The 20529-nt window shown below is 72.2% G+C and carries 13 protein-coding genes; 10 read left to right on the top strand and 3 right to left on the bottom strand.

Annotation, left to right across the window (positions count from 1 at the left end; translation table 11 throughout):
- Positions 1 to 10: 10 nt before the first annotated feature.
- A complete protein-coding gene (locus AB0B20_RS03585; protein ID WP_357382958.1) occupies positions 11 to 310 on the bottom strand; it encodes an STAS domain-containing protein in 300 nt (99 codons plus the stop codon).
- Complete coding sequence (locus AB0B20_RS03580) at positions 307 to 4452, bottom strand: SpoIIE family protein phosphatase (RefSeq protein WP_357467804.1); 4146 nt, start codon at positions 4450 to 4452, stop codon at positions 307 to 309. Before AB0B20_RS03580 ends, AB0B20_RS03585 begins: the two co-directional genes overlap by 4 nt.
- 298 nt (positions 4453 to 4750) lie before the next feature.
- On the opposite strand from AB0B20_RS03580, the gene rph reads away from it, so the two are divergent.
- The 7 genes from rph to mmsB all read left to right on the top strand — a co-directional run bounded on the left by rph (position 4751) and on the right by mmsB (position 14651).
- The gene (gene rph / locus AB0B20_RS03575) at positions 4751 to 7345 is read left to right on the top strand and encodes a rifamycin-inactivating phosphotransferase (RefSeq protein WP_357467799.1); all 2595 of its coding nucleotides are present in this window, start codon (positions 4751 to 4753) and stop codon (positions 7343 to 7345) included.
- Positions 7346 to 7393: 48 nt separating this feature from the next.
- Entirely contained in the window at positions 7394 to 7762 is a 369-nt protein-coding gene (locus AB0B20_RS03570) for a MerR family transcriptional regulator (protein ID WP_357382964.1), read from the top strand.
- Between the two features lie 42 nt (positions 7763 to 7804).
- Positions 7805 to 8899 carry a 12-oxophytodienoate reductase gene (locus AB0B20_RS03565; RefSeq protein ID WP_357467796.1) on the top strand — a complete coding sequence of 365 codons (1095 nt, stop codon included), beginning with the start codon at positions 7805 to 7807 and terminating at the stop codon, positions 8897 to 8899.
- 168 nt (positions 8900 to 9067) lie between these two features.
- The gene (locus tag AB0B20_RS03560) at positions 9068 to 10444 is read left to right on the top strand and encodes an endo-1,4-beta-xylanase (protein ID WP_357467793.1); all 1377 of its coding nucleotides are present in this window, start codon (positions 9068 to 9070) and stop codon (positions 10442 to 10444) included.
- Positions 10445 to 10644: 200 nt separating this feature from the next.
- Positions 10645 to 11784 carry a multiple monosaccharide ABC transporter substrate-binding protein gene (chvE, locus tag AB0B20_RS03555; protein ID WP_357382970.1) on the top strand — a complete coding sequence of 380 codons (1140 nt, stop codon included), beginning with the start codon at positions 10645 to 10647 and terminating at the stop codon, positions 11782 to 11784.
- A gap of 81 nt (positions 11785 to 11865) precedes the next feature.
- Complete coding sequence (gene mmsA / locus AB0B20_RS03550; protein ID WP_357467790.1) at positions 11866 to 13404, top strand: multiple monosaccharide ABC transporter ATP-binding protein; 1539 nt, start codon at positions 11866 to 11868, stop codon at positions 13402 to 13404.
- Positions 13401 to 14651, top strand: a complete 1251-nt coding sequence (gene mmsB, locus AB0B20_RS03545; RefSeq protein ID WP_357382974.1) for a multiple monosaccharide ABC transporter permease — start codon at positions 13401 to 13403, stop codon at positions 14649 to 14651. The genes mmsA and mmsB overlap by 4 nt, the downstream gene beginning before the upstream one ends.
- Before the next feature lie 59 nt (positions 14652 to 14710).
- Here mmsB and AB0B20_RS03540 read toward each other — a convergent pair whose 3' ends face one another.
- A complete protein-coding gene (locus AB0B20_RS03540; protein ID WP_357467788.1) occupies positions 14711 to 16366 on the bottom strand; it encodes a ricin-type beta-trefoil lectin domain protein in 1656 nt (551 codons plus the stop codon).
- A 652-nt stretch (positions 16367 to 17018) separates the two neighbouring features.
- On the opposite strand from AB0B20_RS03540, the gene araB reads away from it, so the two are divergent.
- From araB to AB0B20_RS03525, 3 genes are all read left to right on the top strand, one after another.
- Entirely contained in the window at positions 17019 to 18701 is a 1683-nt protein-coding gene (araB, locus tag AB0B20_RS03535) for a ribulokinase (protein ID WP_357467786.1), read from the top strand.
- Positions 18698 to 19369: an L-ribulose-5-phosphate 4-epimerase gene (locus AB0B20_RS03530; RefSeq protein WP_357382980.1), complete on the top strand. Its 672-nt coding sequence runs from the start codon at positions 18698 to 18700 to the stop codon at positions 19367 to 19369. Before araB ends, AB0B20_RS03530 begins: the two co-directional genes overlap by 4 nt.
- Positions 19370 to 19465: 96 nt before the next feature.
- Positions 19466 to 20467, top strand: coding sequence for an ABC transporter substrate-binding protein (locus AB0B20_RS03525; RefSeq protein WP_357382982.1), 1002 nt, complete (start codon positions 19466 to 19468; stop codon positions 20465 to 20467).
- Positions 20468 to 20529: the final 62 nt, after the last annotated feature.

Raw genomic sequence — 20529 nt, 5'->3', positions numbered from 1 at the left:
CGTGCGGGTGTCAGGCGCCGCGGACCGTGGTGAGGTCGGCCAGCCCGGAGATGGTCAGCAGCGGCTCCAGCAGCGGGCCGGCGATCAACGCGATCCGGTCGGCGTGCGGGAACAGCGCGGCCAGCCCGGCGCTGTCCAGGTACTCCACCTTGGTGAGGTCCACCACCAGGGGTTCACCGTCGGGGCGTACGGCCTCGGCCAGCGCGTCGGCGAACGTGGACGCGTTGCTCATGTCGATCTCACCGACGGCGGTCAGCACGCGTACGCCGTCGGGGCTGTCGCTCGTGGTCAGAGTCAGGGACGTGCTCATGGCGTGATCCTCGCCTGCATGTCGACTGTGGTGCCGGTGGCCCCGGGGGTGACGCTGATGCTGTCCATCAGCGCGCGCATGAGCACGAGTCCCCGGCCGCGGTGCGGGTCGGGAGGCTGGTCCCGGTCCCGCCAGTGCCCGCTGTCGGTGACGCTCAGGCGCAGGCCGCCGGCGGTGGCGGCGGCGCGTAGCCGGATCCGGCCGCCCGGGTCGTCGCGGTGCCCGTGCTCGATCGCGTTGGCGCACGCCTCCCCGGCCGCCACCAGGATGTTGTAGGCGTGGGCCGGGGCGAGCCCGCAGCGGTCCAGCCAGCCCCGCAGCGCGGTGCGGACCTCGGCCAGCCGCGTCGACTCGGCGGGGAACTCGAGTTCCAGCGGCCCGGGGTGGCGGTAGAGCAGCAGCGCCACGTCGTCGTGGTAGCCGCCGTCGGGGGTGAGCCGGTCCATGATCTCCGTGGCCAGGGTCTCGACCGGTGCCTGGTGGCCCTGCTGGATCGCGTCGGTCGCGCGGGCGATGCCGGTGGTGATCGGCTGGCGGCGGCGCTCCACCAGGCCGTCGGTGTAGAGCATCAGGGTGGCGCGCGGCGGCACCGTCGCCTCCGCCTCCGGCCGTTCCTGGCCCGCGCGTACGGCCAGCGGCCGGGACCGGCCGTGCTGCAGGAGCTCGGGAGTGCCGTCGGCGCGGACCACGATGGCCGGCGGGTGACCGGCGCTGGAGTAGCGCAGCAGGCCGGTGGCCGGGTCGAGGACGCCGCAGAAGACGGTGGCGCAGGCCGCACCCGGCAGCAGCGCGGCGAACCGGTCCAGGGCCACGAGCGTCCCGGCCGGGCTGGGGTCCTGCAACAGCAGCGCCCGGCAGGCGCTGCGCAACTGCCCCATCACCGTCGCGGCCCGCAGGCCGTGTCCCACGCAGTCGCCGACCACGATGCCGATGCGCCCGTCCGGGAGTTCCACTGTGTCGTACCAGTCGCCGCCGACCTTGAGCGGCATCGCGGCGGGGGAGTACCGCACCGCGAAACCGGCGGGTAGTTGCGCCGGGCCGAGGATCGCCCGCTGCAGGGCCAGCGCGGTCTCCCGCTGCTGGTCGATCTGGTGCACCCGGTGCAGTCCCTGGCCGATGTGGCCGGCCAGCAGCGCCAGCAGGGTCTGGTCCTGCTCGGTGAAGGGCCGCTTCTCGCCCAGGTCGATCCAGAGCGCCATGGTGCCGTGCGGGTGTTCGACGGCGATGCCGGCCCCGTGCGTACGTGTCGCCACCGGGGTCAGCAGCGGCGTGTCCCGCAGCGCGAGCAACGCCTGCCGGCGCTCGTGCGGCAACGTCTCCCACCGTGCCGCCGGGTCGGTGGCGGTCACGTCGGGGGCGGGCAGGTCACCGAAGACGGCGGTGAGCACGCCCGCCGCCCGCCACAGCTTGCGCAGCTCGTCCAGCACCCCGTGCAGCGCGTCGGTGAGGTCCTCGGCCTGCGACAGCCGCATGCTCAGCCCGGCCAGGGCGGTCTCCCGCTGCACCGCGTAGTGCTCGGCGGTGACGTCCCGGAACGTGCCGACGATCATCCGGCGCCCGCCGTCCGGGTCGTCGACCTGGTTGAACGCGGCCGAGATCCAGATCCGGTGCCCGTCGCGATGGGTGACCGGCACGGTGTAGGTGCCACGGGTCTGCCCGACGAGCGTGGAGAACGCCTCCGCCACCTGGCGGTGCGCCTCGGGCTCGGCCTCCCGGTCCGGCCACCACGGGTGCACCGCCGGGTAGGGCAGGCCGTCGGTGTCGTAGCCGAGGATGCCGGTGAACGCCGCGTTGATCTCGATCACCGCGCCCTCCTCGTCGCAGACGAAGAACGCCTCCTGCAACGAGTCGACGAGCGCGGTACGCCAGCGGGCGTGGTGGTTGCGCAGCCGGGCCAGCTCCACGTTGGCGCGTACGCGGGCCAGCAGCTCGGCGGCCGGGAACGGCTTGACCAGGTAGTCGTCGGCGCCGGCCTCCAGCCCCTCGATCGAGGCCTCCTGACCGGCGCGGGCGGACAGCAGCAGCACCGGGGTGCCGGCCGTACGCTGGTCGGCGCGCAGCGCGGCGACCAGTTGCAGGCCGTCGAGCCGGGGCATCATCACGTCGCTGACCACCAGGTCCGGGGTGTGCGCGCGGGCGGCCTCCAGCGCGGCCTGCCCGTCGGCGACGGCCTGCACCTCGTGCCCGGCCGAGCGCAGCAGCCGGGTGAGGTACTCCCGCATGTCGGTGTTGTCGTCGGCCACCAGGACGCGGGCCGGCGCCCCGCCGGGCAGCGGCTGGACCGGCCCGCCGGCCGGATCGTCGCCACCGAGCGCGGCTCCCGGGTCGGCGGGCAGCCAGCGCAGTGCCTCCTGCACGAACGGTTCGGCCGACGCGGGCGTCCGGCCGGTGCCCGCCGGGGCGAGCGCGTCGGCGGGCAGGTGGGCGGCGCCGAACGGCAGCCGGATCGTGAAGGTGGTGCCGCTGCCCACCGCGCTGTGCGCGTCGATGTCGCCGCCGTGCAGCGTGACCAGTTCCTTGACCAGGGCCAGGCCGATCCCGCTGCCCTCGTCGGAGCGGGAACGGGCGTTCTCGATGCGGTGGAACCGCTCGAACAGGCGCGGCATCTCGTCGGCGGGTACGCCGATGCCGGTGTCGGAGATCCGCAGCACTGCCGCGTCGCCCTCGGCGCGCAGCTCCACCCGGATGGCGCCGTCGAAGGTGAACTTCAGCGCGTTGCTGAGCAGGTTGAGCACCACCTTCTCCCACATGCCGACGTCCAGGTGCACCGGCTCGGGCAGCGGCGGGCAGTCGACCTCGAAGGACAGACCGGCCCGTTCGATCGCCGACCGGAAGACGCTCGCCAGGTCGGCGGTCACCGCGGCCAGGTCCACCGGTTCGTAGCGGGCCTGCATCCGCCCGGCCTCGATCCGGGAGAAGTCGAGCAGGCTGTTCACCAGCTTGCCCAGACGCAGCCCGTTGCGGCGGATGACGTCCAGCTCGGCGCGGACCTGTTCGTCGGCGTCCGGCAACCGGCCGCGCAGCTCGTCCAGCGGTCCCATGATCAATGTGAGGGGGGTGCGGAACTCGTGGCTGATGTTGGAGAAGAACGCGGTCTTCGCGCGGTCCAGCTCGGCGAGCTCCTCGGCCCGCCGCTGCTGCGCCTGGTAGCTGCGCGCGCTGGCGATACCGGTGGCCAGGTGTCCGGCGGTCAGCTCCACGAAGCCGCGGTATCCGTCGTCCAGCGCCCGGTAGCGGTTCAGCCCGGCGACCAGGAAACCGTACGGCGCCCCGCCCTGCTGCCGTAGCGGGACCAGGAGCGCCTCGGTGGGCGCGGCGGCCCAGACACCCGCGGGAAGGTCCGTGAAGGCCGGGCCGTCGAGCGCGACCCGCACCGACTCGCCGTCGGCCGGAGCGCCGGCCGGCCATGGCGCCGCCGGGTCACCGGGGGACAGGACGGCCGGCGCTGCCGGGTGACCCGGCGTCAGCCCGGTCGCCTCCACCAGCCGGGCGCCGTCGTCGTCGTACAGGTAGGTGAGCGTGAACGGCAGGTCCTGCGGGTTGCGGGCCAACTGGCGGCTGACGAACGCCAGCGTCTCCTGCTCGGTGCGGATGACGCTCGGGTCCGAGCCGAGGTCACGCAGCGTGGCCATCCGCCGCTCACCGATGACCCGCTCGGTGTCCTCGCTGACCACGCAGAGCATCCCGACCAGGCCGCCGTCGTCGTCCCGCAGCGGGCTGTAGGAGAACGTGTGGTACGTCTCCTCCCGGTAGCCGGCGCGCTCCAGGAACAGCAGCAGGCCCTCGTCCCAGGTGGCCTCGCCGGTGCGCAGCACGGTGTCGACGCGCGGGCCGATGTCGTCCCAGATCTCCGCCCACACCTCGTTCGCCGGCAGCCCCAGCGCCCACGGGTACTTGCGGCCCAGAGTGTCCCGCCGGTAGGCGGCGTTGCAGAAGAAGCTGAGCTGCGGCCCCCAGGCCATCCACATCGGGAACCGGGAGGACAGCAGGATCCGCACCGCGGTCCGCAGGCTCTGCGGCCAGGTGTCCGGCGGCCCGAGGGGATGCGCCGACCAGTCGATCCGCGCCAGGTCCGGCCCGATCTCACCGTCCACGGCGAAGACGTCGGCACGCGTACGCGGGTCGGTGTCAGCGCCGCTCATCGCCCGAGTCTCCCCCACCCCGTCCGGTCCCGCTCGTCCAGTCCGCGGCGTGCCCGCGGCCTCGTGGTCGATTCTTGCCCCGTCGCGCCCTCGGCACTCCACCCGGGGTGGGGAGATCTGACTCACCAGGCGGCGGGTCAGGGCAGGGGGTCCGTGGGGAGCGCAAAACGAATGGCAAGGAGACAGATCTCCTCGCCACTATCAACATATATCGCACCCCGGGTCTTGCCGCAAGGCCCGGGTGGTGCCGCAGAATTCTCGCCCGACGCGGATCGAGCTGCGGAAACGGGGGCACGGCATGGCCGGACGGTACGTGTGGGAACTGCGCGAGGTGGACGAGACACGCATCGCCGCGGTCGGCGGCAAGGGCGCGCATCTGGGCGCGTTGACGCGGATCGACGGGGTCCGCGTACCCAGTGGTTTCTGCGTCACGACCGGCGCCTTCCGGCTGGCCGTGGCGCGGACGCCGGCGCTCGCCGGCCCGCTGGACCGGCTGGCCCGCGCGGACGCGGACGACCCGGCGGCGATCCGGACGGCCGCCGCCGAGGTCCGCCGCGTCGTCGAGGGGACCGCGTTGCCCGGCGAGGTCGCGGCGGCGGTCACCGCCGCGCTGGCCGGGCTCGGCGCGGACGCCGCGTACGCCGTGCGGTCGAGCGCGACGGCGGAGGACCTGCCGGCCGCCTCGTTCGCGGGCCAGCAGGACACCTACCTGAACGTGGTGGGCACGGCCGAGGTGCTGCGGCACATCGGCCGCTGCTGGGCCTCGCTGTTCACCGAGCGGGCGGTGACCTACCGGCGGCGGCACGACATCGACGACCGCGCCGTGGAGATGGCGGTGGTGGTGCAGCGGATGGTCGTGCCGGACGCGTCCGGGATCATGTTCACCGCCGACCCGGTCACCGGAAACCGGACCGTGGTCTCGGTGGAGGCCGGCTTCGGTCTCGGTGAGGCACTGGTCTCCGGCCTGGTGAACCCGGACGTCTTCACGGTGCGCGACGGCGCGGTGGTGGCCAGGACGATCGGCGCGAAGTCCCGGGCGGTGCACGCGGCGCCAGGCGGCGGCACCCGGGAGACCGAGGTCGATCCGGCGCGGCGGGCCCGGCCCGCGCTGACCGGCGACCAGGCGGTACGCCTGGCCGCGCTGGGCCGGCTGATCGAGGCGCGCTTCGGCTGCCCGCAGGACATCGAGTGGGCCCTGACCGGGGACGACATCCACATCCTCCAGAGCCGGCCGATCACCACGCTGTACCCGGTGCCGGCCGCCGCTGACGGGCGGTTCCACGTCTACCTCTCGGTCGGCCACCAGCAGATGATGACCGACGCGATGACGCCGCTGGGCCTGTCGATGTGGCGGCTCACCGCCATGGCGCCGATGCACGAGGCGGGCGGCCGGCTGTTCGTCGACGCCACGCCGCACCTGGCCACCCGGGCAGGCCGTGCCGCGTTCCTGGACATGATCGGCCGGGCCGACCCGCTCACCCGGGACGCGCTGGAGACGATCCTCGCCCGCGACGTCCTGCCGGCCGCGCCGGATCCGGCCCCGGCCGCCCGCCCGGCCGGCGGCCCGCCGCCCCCGATCGACACCGACCCGGCGATCGTCGCCACGCTGGTCGAGCGCAGCCGGGCGTCCGTCGCCGCCCTGCGCCGCGACATCCGCGGCCGATCCGGAACCGAGCTGTTCGACTTCCTGACCGGCGCGTTCGCCGAACACAAGCGGGTGCTCACCGACCCGCTGAGCGGCCAGGTGATCATGGCGGGAATGCAGGCCGCCTGGTGGCTCGACGACAGGCTGGGGGAGTGGCTCGGCGAGCGCGGCGCGACCGACACGCTCACGCTGTCCGCACCCGGCAACGTCACCGCGGAGATGGGGCTGGCGCTGCTCGACGTGGCCGACGTGATCCGCGCGTACCCCGAGGTGGTGGCGTTCCTGCGGGACGCCGCAGGCGACGACTTCCTGGACGAGCTGCCGAAGCTGCCGGGCGGCGCGCGGGCGCGCGACGCCATCGCCGGCTACCTCGACCGGTACGGCATGCGCTGCGTCGGGGAGATCGACATCAGCCGGCCCCGGTGGAGCGAGCGGCCCGCCACGCTCGTGCCGCTGATCCTGGACAACGTCCGCACCTTCGCCCCGGGCGCCGCCGCGCGCCGCTTCGCCCACGGCCGGGAGCGGGCCGAGGCCAAGGCCCGGGAGGTGCTCGACCGCCTGCGCGCGCTGCCCGACGGCGACCGCAGGGCCGCCGAGGCACAGGCCATGATCGAGCGGGTACGGACGTTCGCCGGCTACCGCGAGTACCCGAAGTACGACATCGTGAGCCGCTACGCCGTCTACAAGCAGGCGCTGACGGCCGAGGCCGGCCGGCTGACCCGAGCCGGCGTGCTCGCCGACCCCGAGGACGTCTTCTACCTGACCTTCGACGAGTTCCGCGCGGTCGCGGCCACCGGCCGGGTGGACGCCGGGCTGATCCGCCGGCGCCGGGAGGAGTTCCGGGCGCACCAGGCGCTCACCCCGCCCCGGGTGCTCACCTCCGAGGGCGAGGCGCTCGACGGCGCGTACCGGCGCGACGACGTGCCGCCGGGCGCCCTGGCCGGGCTGGCGGTCTCGGCCGGCGTCGTCGAGGGGCGGGCGCGGGTCGTGGCGGACCTGGCCGGTGCCGACCTGGAGCCGGGCGACATCCTCGTCACCGCGTACACCGATCCGAGCTGGACGCCGCTGTTCGTGGCCGTCGCCGGCCTGGTGACGGAGGTGGGCGGCCTGATGACGCACGGCGCGGTGATCGCCCGCGAGTACGGCCTGCCCGCGGTGGTCGCGGTGCCGGACGCGACCCGGCTGATCCCCGACGGCGGGCGGATCCGCGTGCACGGCACCGACGGCTACGTCGAGCTGCTGTCCTGACCGGCGCGGCATGCTCGATGATGGAGGTCCGGCGAGCGGGGAGGCGCGATGCGGATCGGGGAGCTGTCGGCGCGTACCGGGGTCAGCGCCCGGTCCATCCGGTACTACGAGCAGCAGGGCCTGCTCGCCGCCCTGCGGACGCCGAGCGGGCAGCGGGTCTTCGCCGAGCCGGCGGTGGAGCGGGTCCGGCTCATCCAGCGGCTGTTCGACGCCGGCCTCAGCAGTCGCCGGATGGCCGAGCTGCTGCCCTGCGTGACCGATCCGGAGATCCGCACCTCGTGGCTCACCGACCGGCTGCGCGAGGAGCGGGCACGGATGACAGCGGAGATGGCGCGGCTCGCGCACGCCGTCGCGGTGCTCGACGACGTGGTGGCCGACATGACGGTGACCGGGGACACCCGGGAACCGGCCGCCTGAACGCTTGCCCTTGACACCGGTGTCAACTCCTAGCGTCGGGTCATGAACGCGACACTGGACACCGCATCGCCGCTGGCGCCGCTGCTGGAGCCGGTCACCGTCGCCGGACTGCCGTTGGCGTCCCGCTTCGTGATGGCGCCGATGACCCGTAACCGCGCGCCGGGTGGCGTGCCGACAGCGCACATGGCCGACTACTACGGGCGCCGAGCCGCGGCGGGCATCGGCCTGATCGTCACCGAGGGCGTGCTCGTCGACCATCCCAGCGCCGGCCACGAGGACACCGTGCCCCGGATGACCGCCGGCGCGGCCGAGGCCGGCTGGCGGGGCGTGGTCGAGGCGGTGCACGCCGCCGGCGGCCGGATCGCCGCGCAACTGTGGCATCTGGGCAGCCTCCGCGAACCGGTGGACGGCCGTCCGGCCTGGACCCCCTCGGGAGTACGCGAGCCGGGCCGCCCGGTGCCGCACGCGATGACCGTCGCCGACGCGGACGCCCTGCTGGCGGCGTACGCGGACGCGGCGGAGGTGGCGGTCCGGGCCGGGTTCGACGCGATCGAGATCCACGCCGCGCACGGTTACCTGCTGGACGAGTTCCTCTGGCCGTACACGAACCGCCGGACCGACACGTTCGGTGGCTCACCGGCCCGGCGGGCGGCGTTCCCGGCGGCGGTGGTGCGTGCGGTACGCGCGCGGGTCCCGGCGGGCCGACCGGTGATCGTGCGGTTCTCCCAGTTCAAGGAGCGTGCGTTCGACGCGCGGATCGCCGAGACCCCGGCCGAGCTGGCGCGGATCCTCACCGCGTTCGCCGAGGCCGGCGCGGACGTCCTGCACGCCTCGCAACGGCGCTTCTGGCAACCGGCGTTCGCCGGCTCGGCGCTGAACCTGGCCGGCTGGGCCAAGCGCCTCACCGGCCTGCCGGCGATCACCGTCGGCTCGGTGGGGCTGCGGCGGGACTTCCTGCGCCCGGCCGGACCGGAGTCGGTGGCGGGGCTGGCCGCGCGGCTGGCGGACGGGGAGTTCGACCTGGTCGCGCTCGGCCGCGCGCTGCTGGGCAACCCGGCCTGGGTGAGGTACGCGGCCGCCGGGCGGTTGGACGAGATCGCCGACTACCGCAAGGCGCACGAGGACGTCTATCCCTAGGGCAGGGGTTGACGCTGGGGGATGTTATCGCTCACAGTCGATGGCAGGGCATGAGCACCGCAAGGCTCACCGGGCGAGCCGCGCTGGTCGTACCCCGACACCGCCACCGGACGCGGGGTCGGGACGTCGCACCACCACCATCGCGTAACCCCCGGAAGAGGAATCCGCATGAGACGAAAGAGAGCCTTGCTGACCACCGGCATCCTGGCCGGCGCGCTCGCCGCCGGGATGGCGGTGGCCCTGGCGCCGTCCGCGAGCGCCGGCACGACGCTGCGCGCGGCGGCGGCCGAGAAGGGCCGCTACTTCGGTGCCGCGGTCGCCACCGGCAAGCTGTCCGACAACACGTACACCACGGTGCTGAACCGCGAGTTCAACTCCGTGGTGGCCGAGAACGAGATGAAGTGGGACGCCACCGAGCCCCAGCAGGGGCGGTTCTCCTACACCGGCGGTGACCGGCTGGTCAGCCACGCCAGGGCCAACGGGATGAGCGTGCGCGGGCACGCCCTGCTCTGGCACCAGCAGCAGCCGAGCTGGGCGCAGGGCCTGTCCGGCACCGCGCTGCGCAACGCGGCGATCAACCACGTCACCCAGGTGGCGACCCACTTCCGGGGCCAGATCTACGCCTGGGACGTGGTGAACGAGGCGTTCGCCGACGGCGGCAGCGGCGGTCGCCGTGACTCGAACCTCCAGCGCACCGGCAACGACTGGATCGAGGCGGCGTTCCGGGCGGCCCGCGCGGCCGACCCGGGCGCGAAGCTCTGCTACAACGACTACAACACCGACGGCATCAACGCGAAGTCGACGGGCATCTACAACATGGTCCGCGACTTCAAGTCGCGCGGCGTGCCGATCGACTGCGTCGGCTTCCAGTCGCACCTGGGCACCACGATCCCCGGCGACTACCAGGCCAACCTCCAGCGCTTCGCCGACCTGGGCGTCGAGGTGCAGATCACCGAGCTGGACGTGATGACCGGCGGTAACCAGGCGAACATCTACGCCGCCGTCACCCGCGCCTGCCTGGCGGTGTCGCGCTGCGCCGGCATCACCGTGTGGGGCGTGCGGGACTGCGACTCGTGGCGCGGCTCGGACAACGCGCTGCTGTTCGACTGCGGGGGCAACAAGAAGGCGGCGTACAACGCGGTGCTCGACGCGCTGAACTCCGGCACCAACAACCCGCCGCCGACCACCACCCCGCCGCCGAACAACCCGACCACCCCGCCACCGAACAACCCGACCACGCCGCCGCCGGGTCAGGGCGGATGTTCGGCGTCGGTGACGCTGAACTCGTGGACCGGCGGGTTCGTGGCGACGGTGAGGGTGACGGCGGGCTCGTCGGGCACCCGGGGCTGGACCGTCAGCATGACGCTGCCGGGCGGCGCGAGCATCACGAACACCTGGAGCGCGACGGCCAGCGGGAACAGCGGCACGGTGCGGTTCACGAACGTGGACTACAACGGCCAGCTCGGCGCCGGTCAGAGCACCGAGTTCGGTTTCCAGGGCAACGGCAGCGGATCGGGCATGACGCCCACCTGCTCCGCCAGCTGAACCGGGTGACCGCGGGGGCGGCGTGCCGTCGCCCCCGCGGTACTCCACCCCGTGTCCCGTCCGACCTGGACCGTCGTCTCTGTTACGAGAAAGAGACATGCGCATTTCGCGCGATTGGTTGACGGGGCAACTTGTGAGCGTTAACACTCCCCGTGAGGGTTACCTGTGTCACAGGGACCGCCACGACAGGGAGGACGCTCGTGCGCAGACGACTTCTGGCCGCACTCAGCGGTGCCGCGCTCGTGATCAGCCTGACCGCCTGCAGCGGTGAGGGCGCGGGAGGCGGCGGAGACACCAGCTCGGCCAAGCCCGGCGACCTGACGATCGGCGTCTCGATGCCGACCCAGACCTCGGAACGCTGGATCGCCGACGGCAACTCGGTGAAGGAGAAGCTGCAGGCGAAGGGCTACAAGGTCGACCTCCAGTACGCCGGGGACGACATCCCCACCCAGTCGCAGCAGATCGACCAGATGATCACCAAGGGCGCGGACGTGCTGGTCATCGCCCCGATCGACGGCACCGCCCTCAGCGGCCAGCTCCAGGCCGCCGCGGCGGCGAAGATCCCGGTCATCTCCTACGACCGGCTCATCCGCAACAGCCCCAACGTCAGCTTCTACGTCAGCTTCGACAACTACAAGGTCGGGGTGGCGCAGGCCAACGCGCTCCTGGTCGGGCTCGGCCTGCTCACCAAGGACGGCGCCAAGGGCACCGCGACCGGCCCGTTCAACGTGGAGCTGTTCGCCGGCTCGCTCGACGACAACAACGCCGGCTTCTTCTTCAACGGCGCGATGGACACGCTCAAGCCGTACTTCGACGCCGGGACGCTGAAGGTCAAGTCGGGGCAGACCAAGATCGAACAGGCCGCCATCCTGCGCTGGCAGCAGGAGACCGCGCAGAAGCGGATGGAGGACCTGCTCACCTCCAGCTACAACGACGGCAGCAAGGTCGACGGCGTGCTGTCGCCGTTCGACGGCCTGTCCCGCGGCATCATCACCGCGCTGCAGAACGCCGGATACCGCGGCGGCGCGAAGAAGATGCCGGTGGTGACCGGCCAGGACGCCGAGGTCGCCTCGGTCAAGCTCATCAACGACGGCGTGCAGAGCTCCACCGTGTTCAAGGACACCCGCCTGCTGGCCGAGCAGGCGGTCATCGCCGCCGAGGCGTTCCTGCGCAAGGAGGAGCCGAAGGCCAACGAGACCAAGGCGTACAACAACGGCGTCAAGGTCGTGCCCGCCTTCCTGCTGCCGGTGCAGACCGTCTACAAGGAGGACATCAAGTCCGTCCTCATCGACTCGGGCTACCTGACCGAGGCGGAGGTGGCCGCCGGCCGGGCCGGCTGACCCGCGGCGACGGGCCCGGCGGCCACCGCGCCCCGGGCCCGCCCGCTCCGGACACCACGACCACGAGCAGGACGGATACCCATGAGCGATCACATCCTCGAGATGCGTGGCATCACGAAGACCTTCCCCGGGGTGACCGCGCTCCAGGACGTCTCGCTCGCCGTACGGCGCGGCGAGATCCACGCGATCTGCGGTGAGAACGGCGCCGGCAAGTCCACCCTGATGAAGGTGCTGTCCGGCGTCCATCCGGCGGGCAGCTACGACGGTCAGATCGTCTTCGACGGCGAGCCGGTCGGGTTCCGGGGGATCCAGGACAGCGAGGCCCGCGGCATCGTGATCATCCACCAGGAACTGGCCCTGGTGCCCTACCTGTCGATCGCCGAGAACATCTTCCTCGGCAACGAGCGCCGTGGCCGCAGCGGGCTCATCGACTGGCACCGGACGAACGCGGAGGCCGCGGCGTTGCTGCGGTCGGTCGGGCTGCACGAGAACCCGGTCACCCCGGTCATCCAGCTCGGTGTCGGCAAGCAGCAACTCGTGGAGATCGCCAAGGCGTTGTCCAAGCGGGTCCGGCTGCTGATCCTCGACGAGCCGACCGCGGCGCTCAACGACGTCGACTCGGCGCACCTGCTGGACCTGCTGCGCCGGCTGCGCGACCAGGGCATCACCTGCATCATGATCTCGCACAAGCTCGGCGAGATCACCGCCGTCGCCGACTCGACGACTGTGATCCGCGACGGCCGTACCGTCGAGACGCTGGACATGTCCGACGGCGCCGTCACCCAGGACCGGATCATCCGCGGCATGGTCGGTCGCGACCTGGCCGCCTTCTACCCGACCCGCAGCGTGACGCCCGGCGAGGAGGTGCTGCGGATCGAGGACTGGTCGGTGCGCCACCCGACCCAGGACCGCCTGGTCGTCGACCGGGCCTCGCTGCGCGTGCGGGCCGGCGAGGTGGTCGGCATCGCCGGCCTGATGGGCGCCGGGCGCACCGAGCTGGCGATGAGCGTGTTCGGCCGGTCGTACGGCCGGGACATCCGCGGCCGGCTGTTCGTCAAGGGCCACGAGGTGCGGGCGCGCACGGTGGCCGAGGCCATCGCCAACGGCATCGCGTACGCCACCGAGGACCGCAAGCACTACGGCCTCAACCTGATCGACGACGTGCGGGGCAACGTCTCCGCCGCCGCGCTCGACAAGCTGGCCCACCGTGGCTGGATCGACGGCAACCGGGAGATCCAGGTCGCCGAGCGGGGGCGGCGCGACATGAACATCAAGGCGCCGACGGTGATGTCGGTGGTGGGCAAGCTCTCCGGCGGCAACCAGCAGAAGGTCGTGCTGGCGAAGTGGCTGTTCACCGACCCGGACGTGCTGATCCTCGACGAGCCGACCCGGGGCATCGACGTGGGTGCCAAGTTCGAGATCTACACGATCGTCAACCGGCTGGTGGCCGACGGCAAGGCCGTCGTGCTCATCTCCTCCGAACTGCCCGAGCTGCTCGGCATGTGCGACCGCATCTACACCCTGGCGGCCGGACAGATCACCGGGGAGATGCCGGTGGCCGACGCCACCCAGGAGAACCTGATGGAACTCATGACCAAGGACAGGGATCTCGTCCGATGACCAGCACGAAGCCTCCCCCCGCCACGAAGATCGCCACCCCGGACACCGGCGCGGCGGCGACCCTGCACACCGGCACCAGTGACCCGCGCACGCTGATCCTGGGCAACCTGCGGCAGAGCGGCATCTACATCGCCCTGGTGGTGATCGTGGCGCTGTTCGCGGTCCTCACCGACGGCGTCTCGCTGAGCCCCGGCAACCTGACGAACATCGTCCTGCAGTACTCCTACATCCTGGTGCTCGCGATCGGCATGGTCATCGTGATCATCGGCGGGCACATCGACCTGTCGGTGGGATCGGTGGTGGCGCTCACCGGAGCGGTCTCGGCGGTGCTCGTCATCCGCGAGGGCCTGCCCTGGTGGGTAGGCGTCCTGGCCGCGCTCGCGGTGGGTGTCGCGGTCGGCGCGTGGCACGGCCTCTGGGTCGCGTACGCCGGCATCCCGGCGTTCATCGTCACCCTGGCCGGCATGCTCCTGTTCCGTGGCCTGACGCTGCGCGTGCTGGACAACATCTCGTTGTCGCCGTTCCCCGAGGAGTACCAGCGGGTGGCCGCAGGGTTCCTCAACGGACTGCTGGGCGGCCAGGGCTACGACGCGTTCACGCTGTTCATCGGCGCGTTCGCGGTGGTCGGGTACGCCGCGAGCGTGTTCCGCACCCGGGTCGCCCGGGTGCGCCACGAGCAGCCGGTGGAGTCGTTCCCGCTGTTCGTCCTGCGGGTCGTGGTGGTCGGCGCCGTGGTCATGTGGTTCGCCTGGCAGCTCGCCCACGCCCGGGGCCTGCCGATCGTGCTGATCGTGCTCGCCGTGCTCGTGCTCGTCTACGGCCTGCTCACCCGCCGGACGGTGTTCGGCCGCCGGGTGTACGCGATCGGCGGCAACCTGCCGGCGGCGATGCTGTCCGGCGTACGGGTGAAGCGGGTCAACTTCTGGATCTTCGTCAACATGGGCTTCCTGTCCGGGGTGGCGGGCGTGATCTACTCGTCCCGCTCCAACGGGGCCCAGCCGGCGGCGGGGAACATGTTCGAGCTGGACGCGATCGCCGCGGCGTTCATCGGCGGCGCGGCGGTCACCGGTGGCGTCGGCACCGTGGTCGGCGCCATGGTGGGTGGCCTGATCATGGCGGTGATGAGCAACGGGATGCAGCTCATGAGCATCGACCAGTCGGTCCAGTCGGTGGTGAAGGGCCTGGTGCTGCTCGTCGCGGTGGCGTTCGACATCTGGAACAAGCGCCGGGCCGCCGGCGCCCGGTGACGGCCGGCCGGACGCTCGCCCCTTCGTCCGGCCGGCCGCCGTTCACCGGCGGTAGCCGCTCACGCCCGGCTCCACCGCTGGTTGGTGTTGCCGTGGCAGGTCCAGAGGATGACCCGGGTGCCGTTCGCGGTGCCCGCGTTGTCGACGTCCAGGCACAGCGACGGGAAGCGCACGTTGCTCACCGTGCCGTTGCCGTTGAACGTCCACTGCTGGTTGGTGCCGCCGTTGCAGTCCCAGATCTGCACCCGGGTGCCGGCCGTCGCGCTGGTCGGCACGTCCAGGCACTTGCCGAGCACCTGCAACGCCTGCCCGTTGGCGGTGAACTGCTGGTTGGCGTTGGTGTGGCAGTCCCAGATCAGCGTTCCGGTCCCGTTGGCGGTGCCGGCGTTGTCGACGTCGAGGCACCGGCCGGACGACTCGCTGCGCAGCCGGAACGTGGTCGGGACCGGAGGCGGGGTGGTGGTGCCGCCCCCGCTGACCCGGTAGACCACCGTGCCGTGCGCGGGCACGCTCGCCGAGATCGTCCCGGTGCTGGTGGACGTGGCGTCGGTCCACGCGTCGCGCAACGTGAACGAGCTGCCGCTCTTGCCCACCGCCGCCGCCGTGGTGGAGACGGTGGTGGTCGAGCCGCCCTGGTTGAACAGGGCCACCGCGACGTCGCCGTTTGCGAGCGGCTTGGCCAGCACCCGGCGGGTGCCGTCGAAGGAGACCTGGACCGCCTGGCGGCCGAGCGTGTCCTGGTTGATCGCGACCAGGTTCGCGTTGCGCAGGATGGCGAGGGTGGCCGCGTTCGCCGAACGTACGTCGTTGCCCATCATCAGCGGCGAGGCCAGGATCGACCAGAGCGCGAAGTGGCTGCGCATCTCGGTGTCGTTCATCCCGCCCCGGCCGACTTCGAGCATGTCCGGGTCGTTGAACCCGCCGGGGCCGGCGTACCCGGCCAGGGGCACCGTGACGTCGACGATGTTCTGGATGCCCATCGGGTAGCCGTTTGTCTGGCCGGTGTTCCACGCGTTCGTGATGTCCTCGGTGGTCCGCCACAGGTTCGCCACGTCGCTCCAGTTGCGCTGCGGCCCGGTCTTGGCGTGGTAGCTGTTGGGGTTGATGCTGTAGACGATCGGCCGGCCGGTGGCGGCCAGCGCGTCGCGCATGATCCCGAACCGCGCCACCTGGTCGTTTATGGTGCCGGTGGAGGAGCACCAGTCGTACTTCAGGTAGTCCACGCCCCACGCGGCGAACTGGCGGGCGTCCTGGTACTCGTGGTTGAGGCTGCCGGTGGCGCCGGGGAACGCGCCGCCGACCTGGGCGCAGGTCTTGTCCAGCGGCACCTGGTAGATGCCGAACAGCAGGCCGCGGGCGTGCAGGTAGTCACCGAGCGACCTCATCCCGCTGGGGAACCGCTGCGGGTGCGCCTGGAGGTTGCCCTGCGCGTCCCGGTTCGGGTCGAACCAGCAGTCGTCCACGACGACGTACTTGTATCCGAGGTCGCGCAGGCCGTTGCTGACGATCGCGTCGGCGGTCTGGCGGATGAGGGTCTCGTTGATGTTGCAGCCGAAGGTGTTCCAGGTGTTCCAGCCCATCGGCGGGGTACGGGCGACGCCGTTGTTCAGCGCCTGGGCGGGACGCGGGGCCATCGCCTGGCCGGTGACTGTGGCGGCGAGCGCCACCGCCGCGACGCCCAGGACGGCGAGCGTCCGTCGGGTCCATCTGCGCACTGATCCTCCTCGGTCGCCGGGCGCCGGCCGTGCCGGCGTCCGGTTGGGAGCGGCCCGCCGAGCGCACGACGTCGCCCGTGGGGCACCGGGCGTACGCGGCACGGCAGTCGAGAGGGGCCGGCCGGTCACCGGCGGGCGCTCGTGGGTGGTGGGTCCGGCGGTCGACGGGGTCGCCGTCCACGTCGCCGCCCGGCTGCGGCGCCGGGGTTTCCCGGACGGCGGCGCCACGAAGCTGGGATGGCGAGAATGTTATCGCTGACATCCAGGCCTGTAAATAGCAGAGGCCCCTGCGGCGACGGCGGCGACCACCGCTCAGGCGGGTGGCGCGGCCGGGAAAAGTGCCGCTGAGCGGCACCGTGAGGGCCCGAACGGCATCCCCCCGGCACTCCGGGCCATGGTGCCGGCTGCGCCCGCTTGGCGATCTCCGAAGGCATCGATTGTTGTCGCTAACATCGCTGTTTTCCAGAGCTGGGGACCGGGCCGGCGGCGCGCCCGTGTGGATCTCCCTGGGCGGTGGCCGCGCCGGTCCGTCCGGGCCGGTCGGGGCGTGTCCGGAAGAGCCGATCCTCGTTACGCACCTGTTGCCCGGACGTGTCTTGACGGATGTATATGTGAGCGCTAACACTATCCCCGTGACACGGCGGAGGTGCAAATGAGCGAAGTGGACACGTCCGACCGGTACGTGATCGGGGTCGATTTCGGCACGCTGTCCGGGCGGGCGCTCGTGGTCCGCGTCCGGGACGGTGCCGAACTCGGCACGGCGGTGCACGAGTACCGGCGCGGGGTCATCGAGACCGCGCTACCCGACGGCGGCCCGGCACTGCCCCCGGACTGGGCCCTGCAGGACCCGGACGACTACCGCGAGGTGCTGCGCAACGCCGTGCCGGCGGCGCTCGCCGAAGCCGGCGTCGACCCGTCCCGGGTGGTGGGCATCGGCACCGACTTCACCGCCTGCACTGTGCTTCCCACGCTCGCCGACGGCACACCGCTGTGCGAGCTCCCGGAGCTGCGCGAACGGCCGCACGCCTGGGTGAAGCTCTGGAAGCACCACGCCGCGCAGCCGCACGCCGACCGGATCAACGCGCTGGCGGCCGAACGCGGCGAGCCGTGGCTCGGCCGCTACGGCGGCAAGATCTCCGCGGAGTGGCAGTTCGCCAAGGGCCTGCAGATCCTGGAGGAGGACCCGGAGGTCTACCGGCGGGCCGAGCGCTTCATCGAGGCCGCCGACTGGATCGTGTGGCAGCTCTGCGACGCCGAGACGCGCAACGTCTGCACCGCCGGCTACAAGGGCATCCGGCAGGACGGCCGGTACCCGTCGCCGGACTACCTGGCCGCCCTCGATCCCGGTTTCACCGACTTCGTGGCCAAGCTGGACGGTCCGCTGCTGCCGCTGGGCGCGCGGGCCGGCACGCTCGGCGCCCGCGCCGCCGCCTGGACCGGTCTGCCCGAGGGCATCGCGGTAGCGGTCGGCAACGTCGACGCGCACGTCACGGCCGCCGCCGCCCAGGCGCTGCGCCCGGGCCGGCTGGTCGCCATCATGGGCACCTCCACCTGTCACGTGCTCAACGGCACCCACCCGGCCGAGGTGCCGGGCATGTGCGGCGTGGTCGACGGCGGCATCAGCACCGGCGCCTGGGGCTTCGAGGCCGGGCAGAGCGGCGTGGGGGACATCTTCGGCTGGTTCGTCCGCCACGCCGCCCCGGCCGGGTTCGACTCGCACGAGCGGCTCACCGAGGCCGCCGCCGCCCAGCCGGTCGGCGCGCACGGCCTGGTGGCGCTGGACTGGTGGAACGGCAACCGGTCCCTGCTGGTCAACCACGACCTCAGCGGCATGGTCGTCGGGCTGACGCTCGCCACCCGGCCGCCGGACGTCTACCGGGCGCTGCTGGAGGCCACCGCGTACGGCACCCGGATGATCGTCGAGGCGTTCGCGCAGGCCGGCGTGCCGGTCGACGACCTGGTGGTGGCCGGCGGGCTCACCTCCAACCGGCTGCTCATGCAGATCTACGCCGACGTCACGAACCGGCCGCTGAGCATCATCGGCTCCGCCCAGGGCCCGGCGCTCGGCTCGGCCGTCCACGCGGCTGTCGCCGCCGGGGCGTACCCGACGATCCACGAGGCGTCCGCCGCGATGGGGCGCATCGACGAGGCCGTCTACCGGCCCGTGCCGGAGAACGTGCGGGCGTACGACGCCCTGTACGCCGAGTACCGCGCGCTGCACGACCACTTCGGTCGCGGCGCGAACGACGTGATGCTCCGCCTGCGGGCGATCCGCAACGCGGCGGCCGACGCCGCCGCGGACCGCGCCCCCGCGACCCTGGAGGTGGTCGGATGAACAGCCAGGTCGACGCGCTGCGCGAGACGGTGGCCCGCCTGCACCGCGAACTGACCCGCTACGACCTGGTGGCCTGGACCGCCGGCAACGTGTCGGCCCGCGTACCCGGTCAGGACCTGATGGTCATCAAGCCCAGCGGGGTCGACTACGACGACCTGACCGCCGAGGCCATGGTGGTCTGCGACCTGGGTGGCACTGTGGTCGACGGCGACGGCGCCCCGTCCAGCGACACCGCCGCGCACGCCTACGTCTACCGCGCGATGCCCGAGGTCGGCGGCGTCGTGCACACCCACAGCGGGTACGCCACCGCCTGGGCGGCCCGCGGCGAGGCGATCCCGTGCTGGCTGACCGCGCAGGCCGACGAGTTCGGCGGGGAGATCCCGATCGGACCGTTCGCGCTGATCGGCGGCGACGACATCGGCAAGGGCATCGTCAGCACGCTGTCCGGGCACCGCTCACCCGCGGTGCTCATGCGCAACCACGGCGTCTTCACCATCGGCCGCGACGCACGGGCGGCGGTCAAGGCGGCCGTGATGTGCGAGGACGTCGCCAGAACCGCCCACCTGGCCCGTGCGCTCGGGCAGCCGGTGCCGATCGCGCCGGCCGACATCGACTCGCTCTACGACCGCTACCAGAACGTGTACGGCCAACGCCCGCCGGCGCACTGAACCCCGGGAGCGCCGCGCACCCCCACCACCACACCCGGGCCGCGCCGGCTTCCCGCCGGTCGCGCGCCCGGAACATCCAACCCCGGAGGAGAATCGATGAGAAGCAGGAGCACGGCACGCAAGGTCGTCGCGGCCTTCGCCGGCGTGCTGCTCGCCGCCAGCATGGCCGCGTGCGGCAACAGCGACACCGGCGACGGTTCCGGCAGCGGCAGCGGCAACGACAAGATCGTCCTGGGCTTCTCCCAGGTGGGCGCCGAGAGTGGCTGGCGCACCGCGAACACCACCTCGATCAAGGAGGCGGCTGCCGAGGCGGGCATCGAGCTGAAGTTCGACGACGCCCAGCAGAAGCAGGAGAACCAGATCAAGGCGATCCGCAACTTCATCCAGCAGAAGGTCGACGTGATCGCCTTCTCGCCGGTGGTGGAGTCCGGCTGGGACACCGTGCTCAAGGAGGCCAAGGACGCCAAGATCCCGGTGATCCTGACCGACCGCGCGGTCGACTCGGCCGACAAGTCGCTCTACAAGACGTTCCTCGGCTCGGACTTCGTCAAGGAGGGCCGCCTCGCCGGCGAGTGGCTGGTGGAGCAGAAGAAGGCGGCGTCCGGCCCGGTCAACATCGTGGAGCTGCAGGGCACCACCGGCTCGGCGCCGGCCAACGACCGGAAGAAGGGCTTCGCCGAGGCCATCGCCGCCAACCCCAACCTCAAGATCGTCGCCTCGCAGTCGGGTGACTTCACCCGCGCCGGCGGCAAGCAGGTGATGGAGCAGTTCCTCAAGGCCAACCCGAAGATCGACGTGCTCTTCGCGCACAACGACGACATGGGCCTGGGCGCGCTCGAGGCGATCACCGCGGCGGGCAAGACGCCCGGCAAGGACATCACCATCATCACCGTCGACGCGGTGAAGGACGGCATGCAGGCCCTCGCGGACGGCAAGTTCAACTTCATCGCCGAGTGCAGCCCGCTGCTCGGCCCGCAGCTGATGGACCTGGCCAAGAAGGTCAAGGCCGGCGAGGAGGTCCCCGCCCGGATCGAGACCGAGGAGACCACCTTCACCCAGGAGCAGGCCAAGGAGGCACTGCCCAACCGCAAGTACTGACCCACCCCGGGGGTCGCCGTCGCGAGACGGCGGCCCCCGTGCCACCACGTCTAGAAGAGGTC

It is taken from the genome of Micromonospora sp. NPDC049151 (genome assembly GCF_040648395.1).
Lineage (GTDB): Bacteria > Actinomycetota > Actinomycetes > Mycobacteriales > Micromonosporaceae > Micromonospora.
Note: the sequence above shows the minus strand (reverse complement) of the source record. Positions and strands in the feature narration are given on the sequence as shown.

Excerpts from the sequence above, each read along its gene's own strand:
- AB0B20_RS03585 (WP_357382958.1), bottom strand. The coding sequence starts at position 310 with ATGAGCACGTCCCTGACTCTGACCACGAGCGACAGCCCCGACGGCGTA.
- AB0B20_RS03580 (WP_357467804.1), bottom strand. The coding sequence starts at position 4,452 with ATGAGCGGCGCTGACACCGACCCGCGTACGCGTGCCGACGTCTTCGCC.
- rph (WP_357467799.1), top strand. The coding sequence starts at position 4,751 with ATGGCCGGACGGTACGTGTGGGAACTGCGCGAGGTGGACGAGACACGC.
- AB0B20_RS03570 (WP_357382964.1), top strand. The coding sequence starts at position 7,394 with ATGCGGATCGGGGAGCTGTCGGCGCGTACCGGGGTCAGCGCCCGGTCC.
- AB0B20_RS03565 (WP_357467796.1), top strand. The coding sequence starts at position 7,805 with ATGAACGCGACACTGGACACCGCATCGCCGCTGGCGCCGCTGCTGGAG.
- AB0B20_RS03560 (WP_357467793.1), top strand. The coding sequence starts at position 9,068 with ATGAGACGAAAGAGAGCCTTGCTGACCACCGGCATCCTGGCCGGCGCG.
- mmsA (WP_357467790.1), top strand. The coding sequence starts at position 11,866 with ATGAGCGATCACATCCTCGAGATGCGTGGCATCACGAAGACCTTCCCC.
- mmsB (WP_357382974.1), top strand. The coding sequence starts at position 13,401 with ATGACCAGCACGAAGCCTCCCCCCGCCACGAAGATCGCCACCCCGGAC.
- araB (WP_357467786.1), top strand. The coding sequence starts at position 17,019 with ATGAGCGAAGTGGACACGTCCGACCGGTACGTGATCGGGGTCGATTTC.
- AB0B20_RS03530 (WP_357382980.1), top strand. The coding sequence starts at position 18,698 with ATGAACAGCCAGGTCGACGCGCTGCGCGAGACGGTGGCCCGCCTGCAC.
- AB0B20_RS03525 (WP_357382982.1), top strand. The coding sequence starts at position 19,466 with ATGAGAAGCAGGAGCACGGCACGCAAGGTCGTCGCGGCCTTCGCCGGC.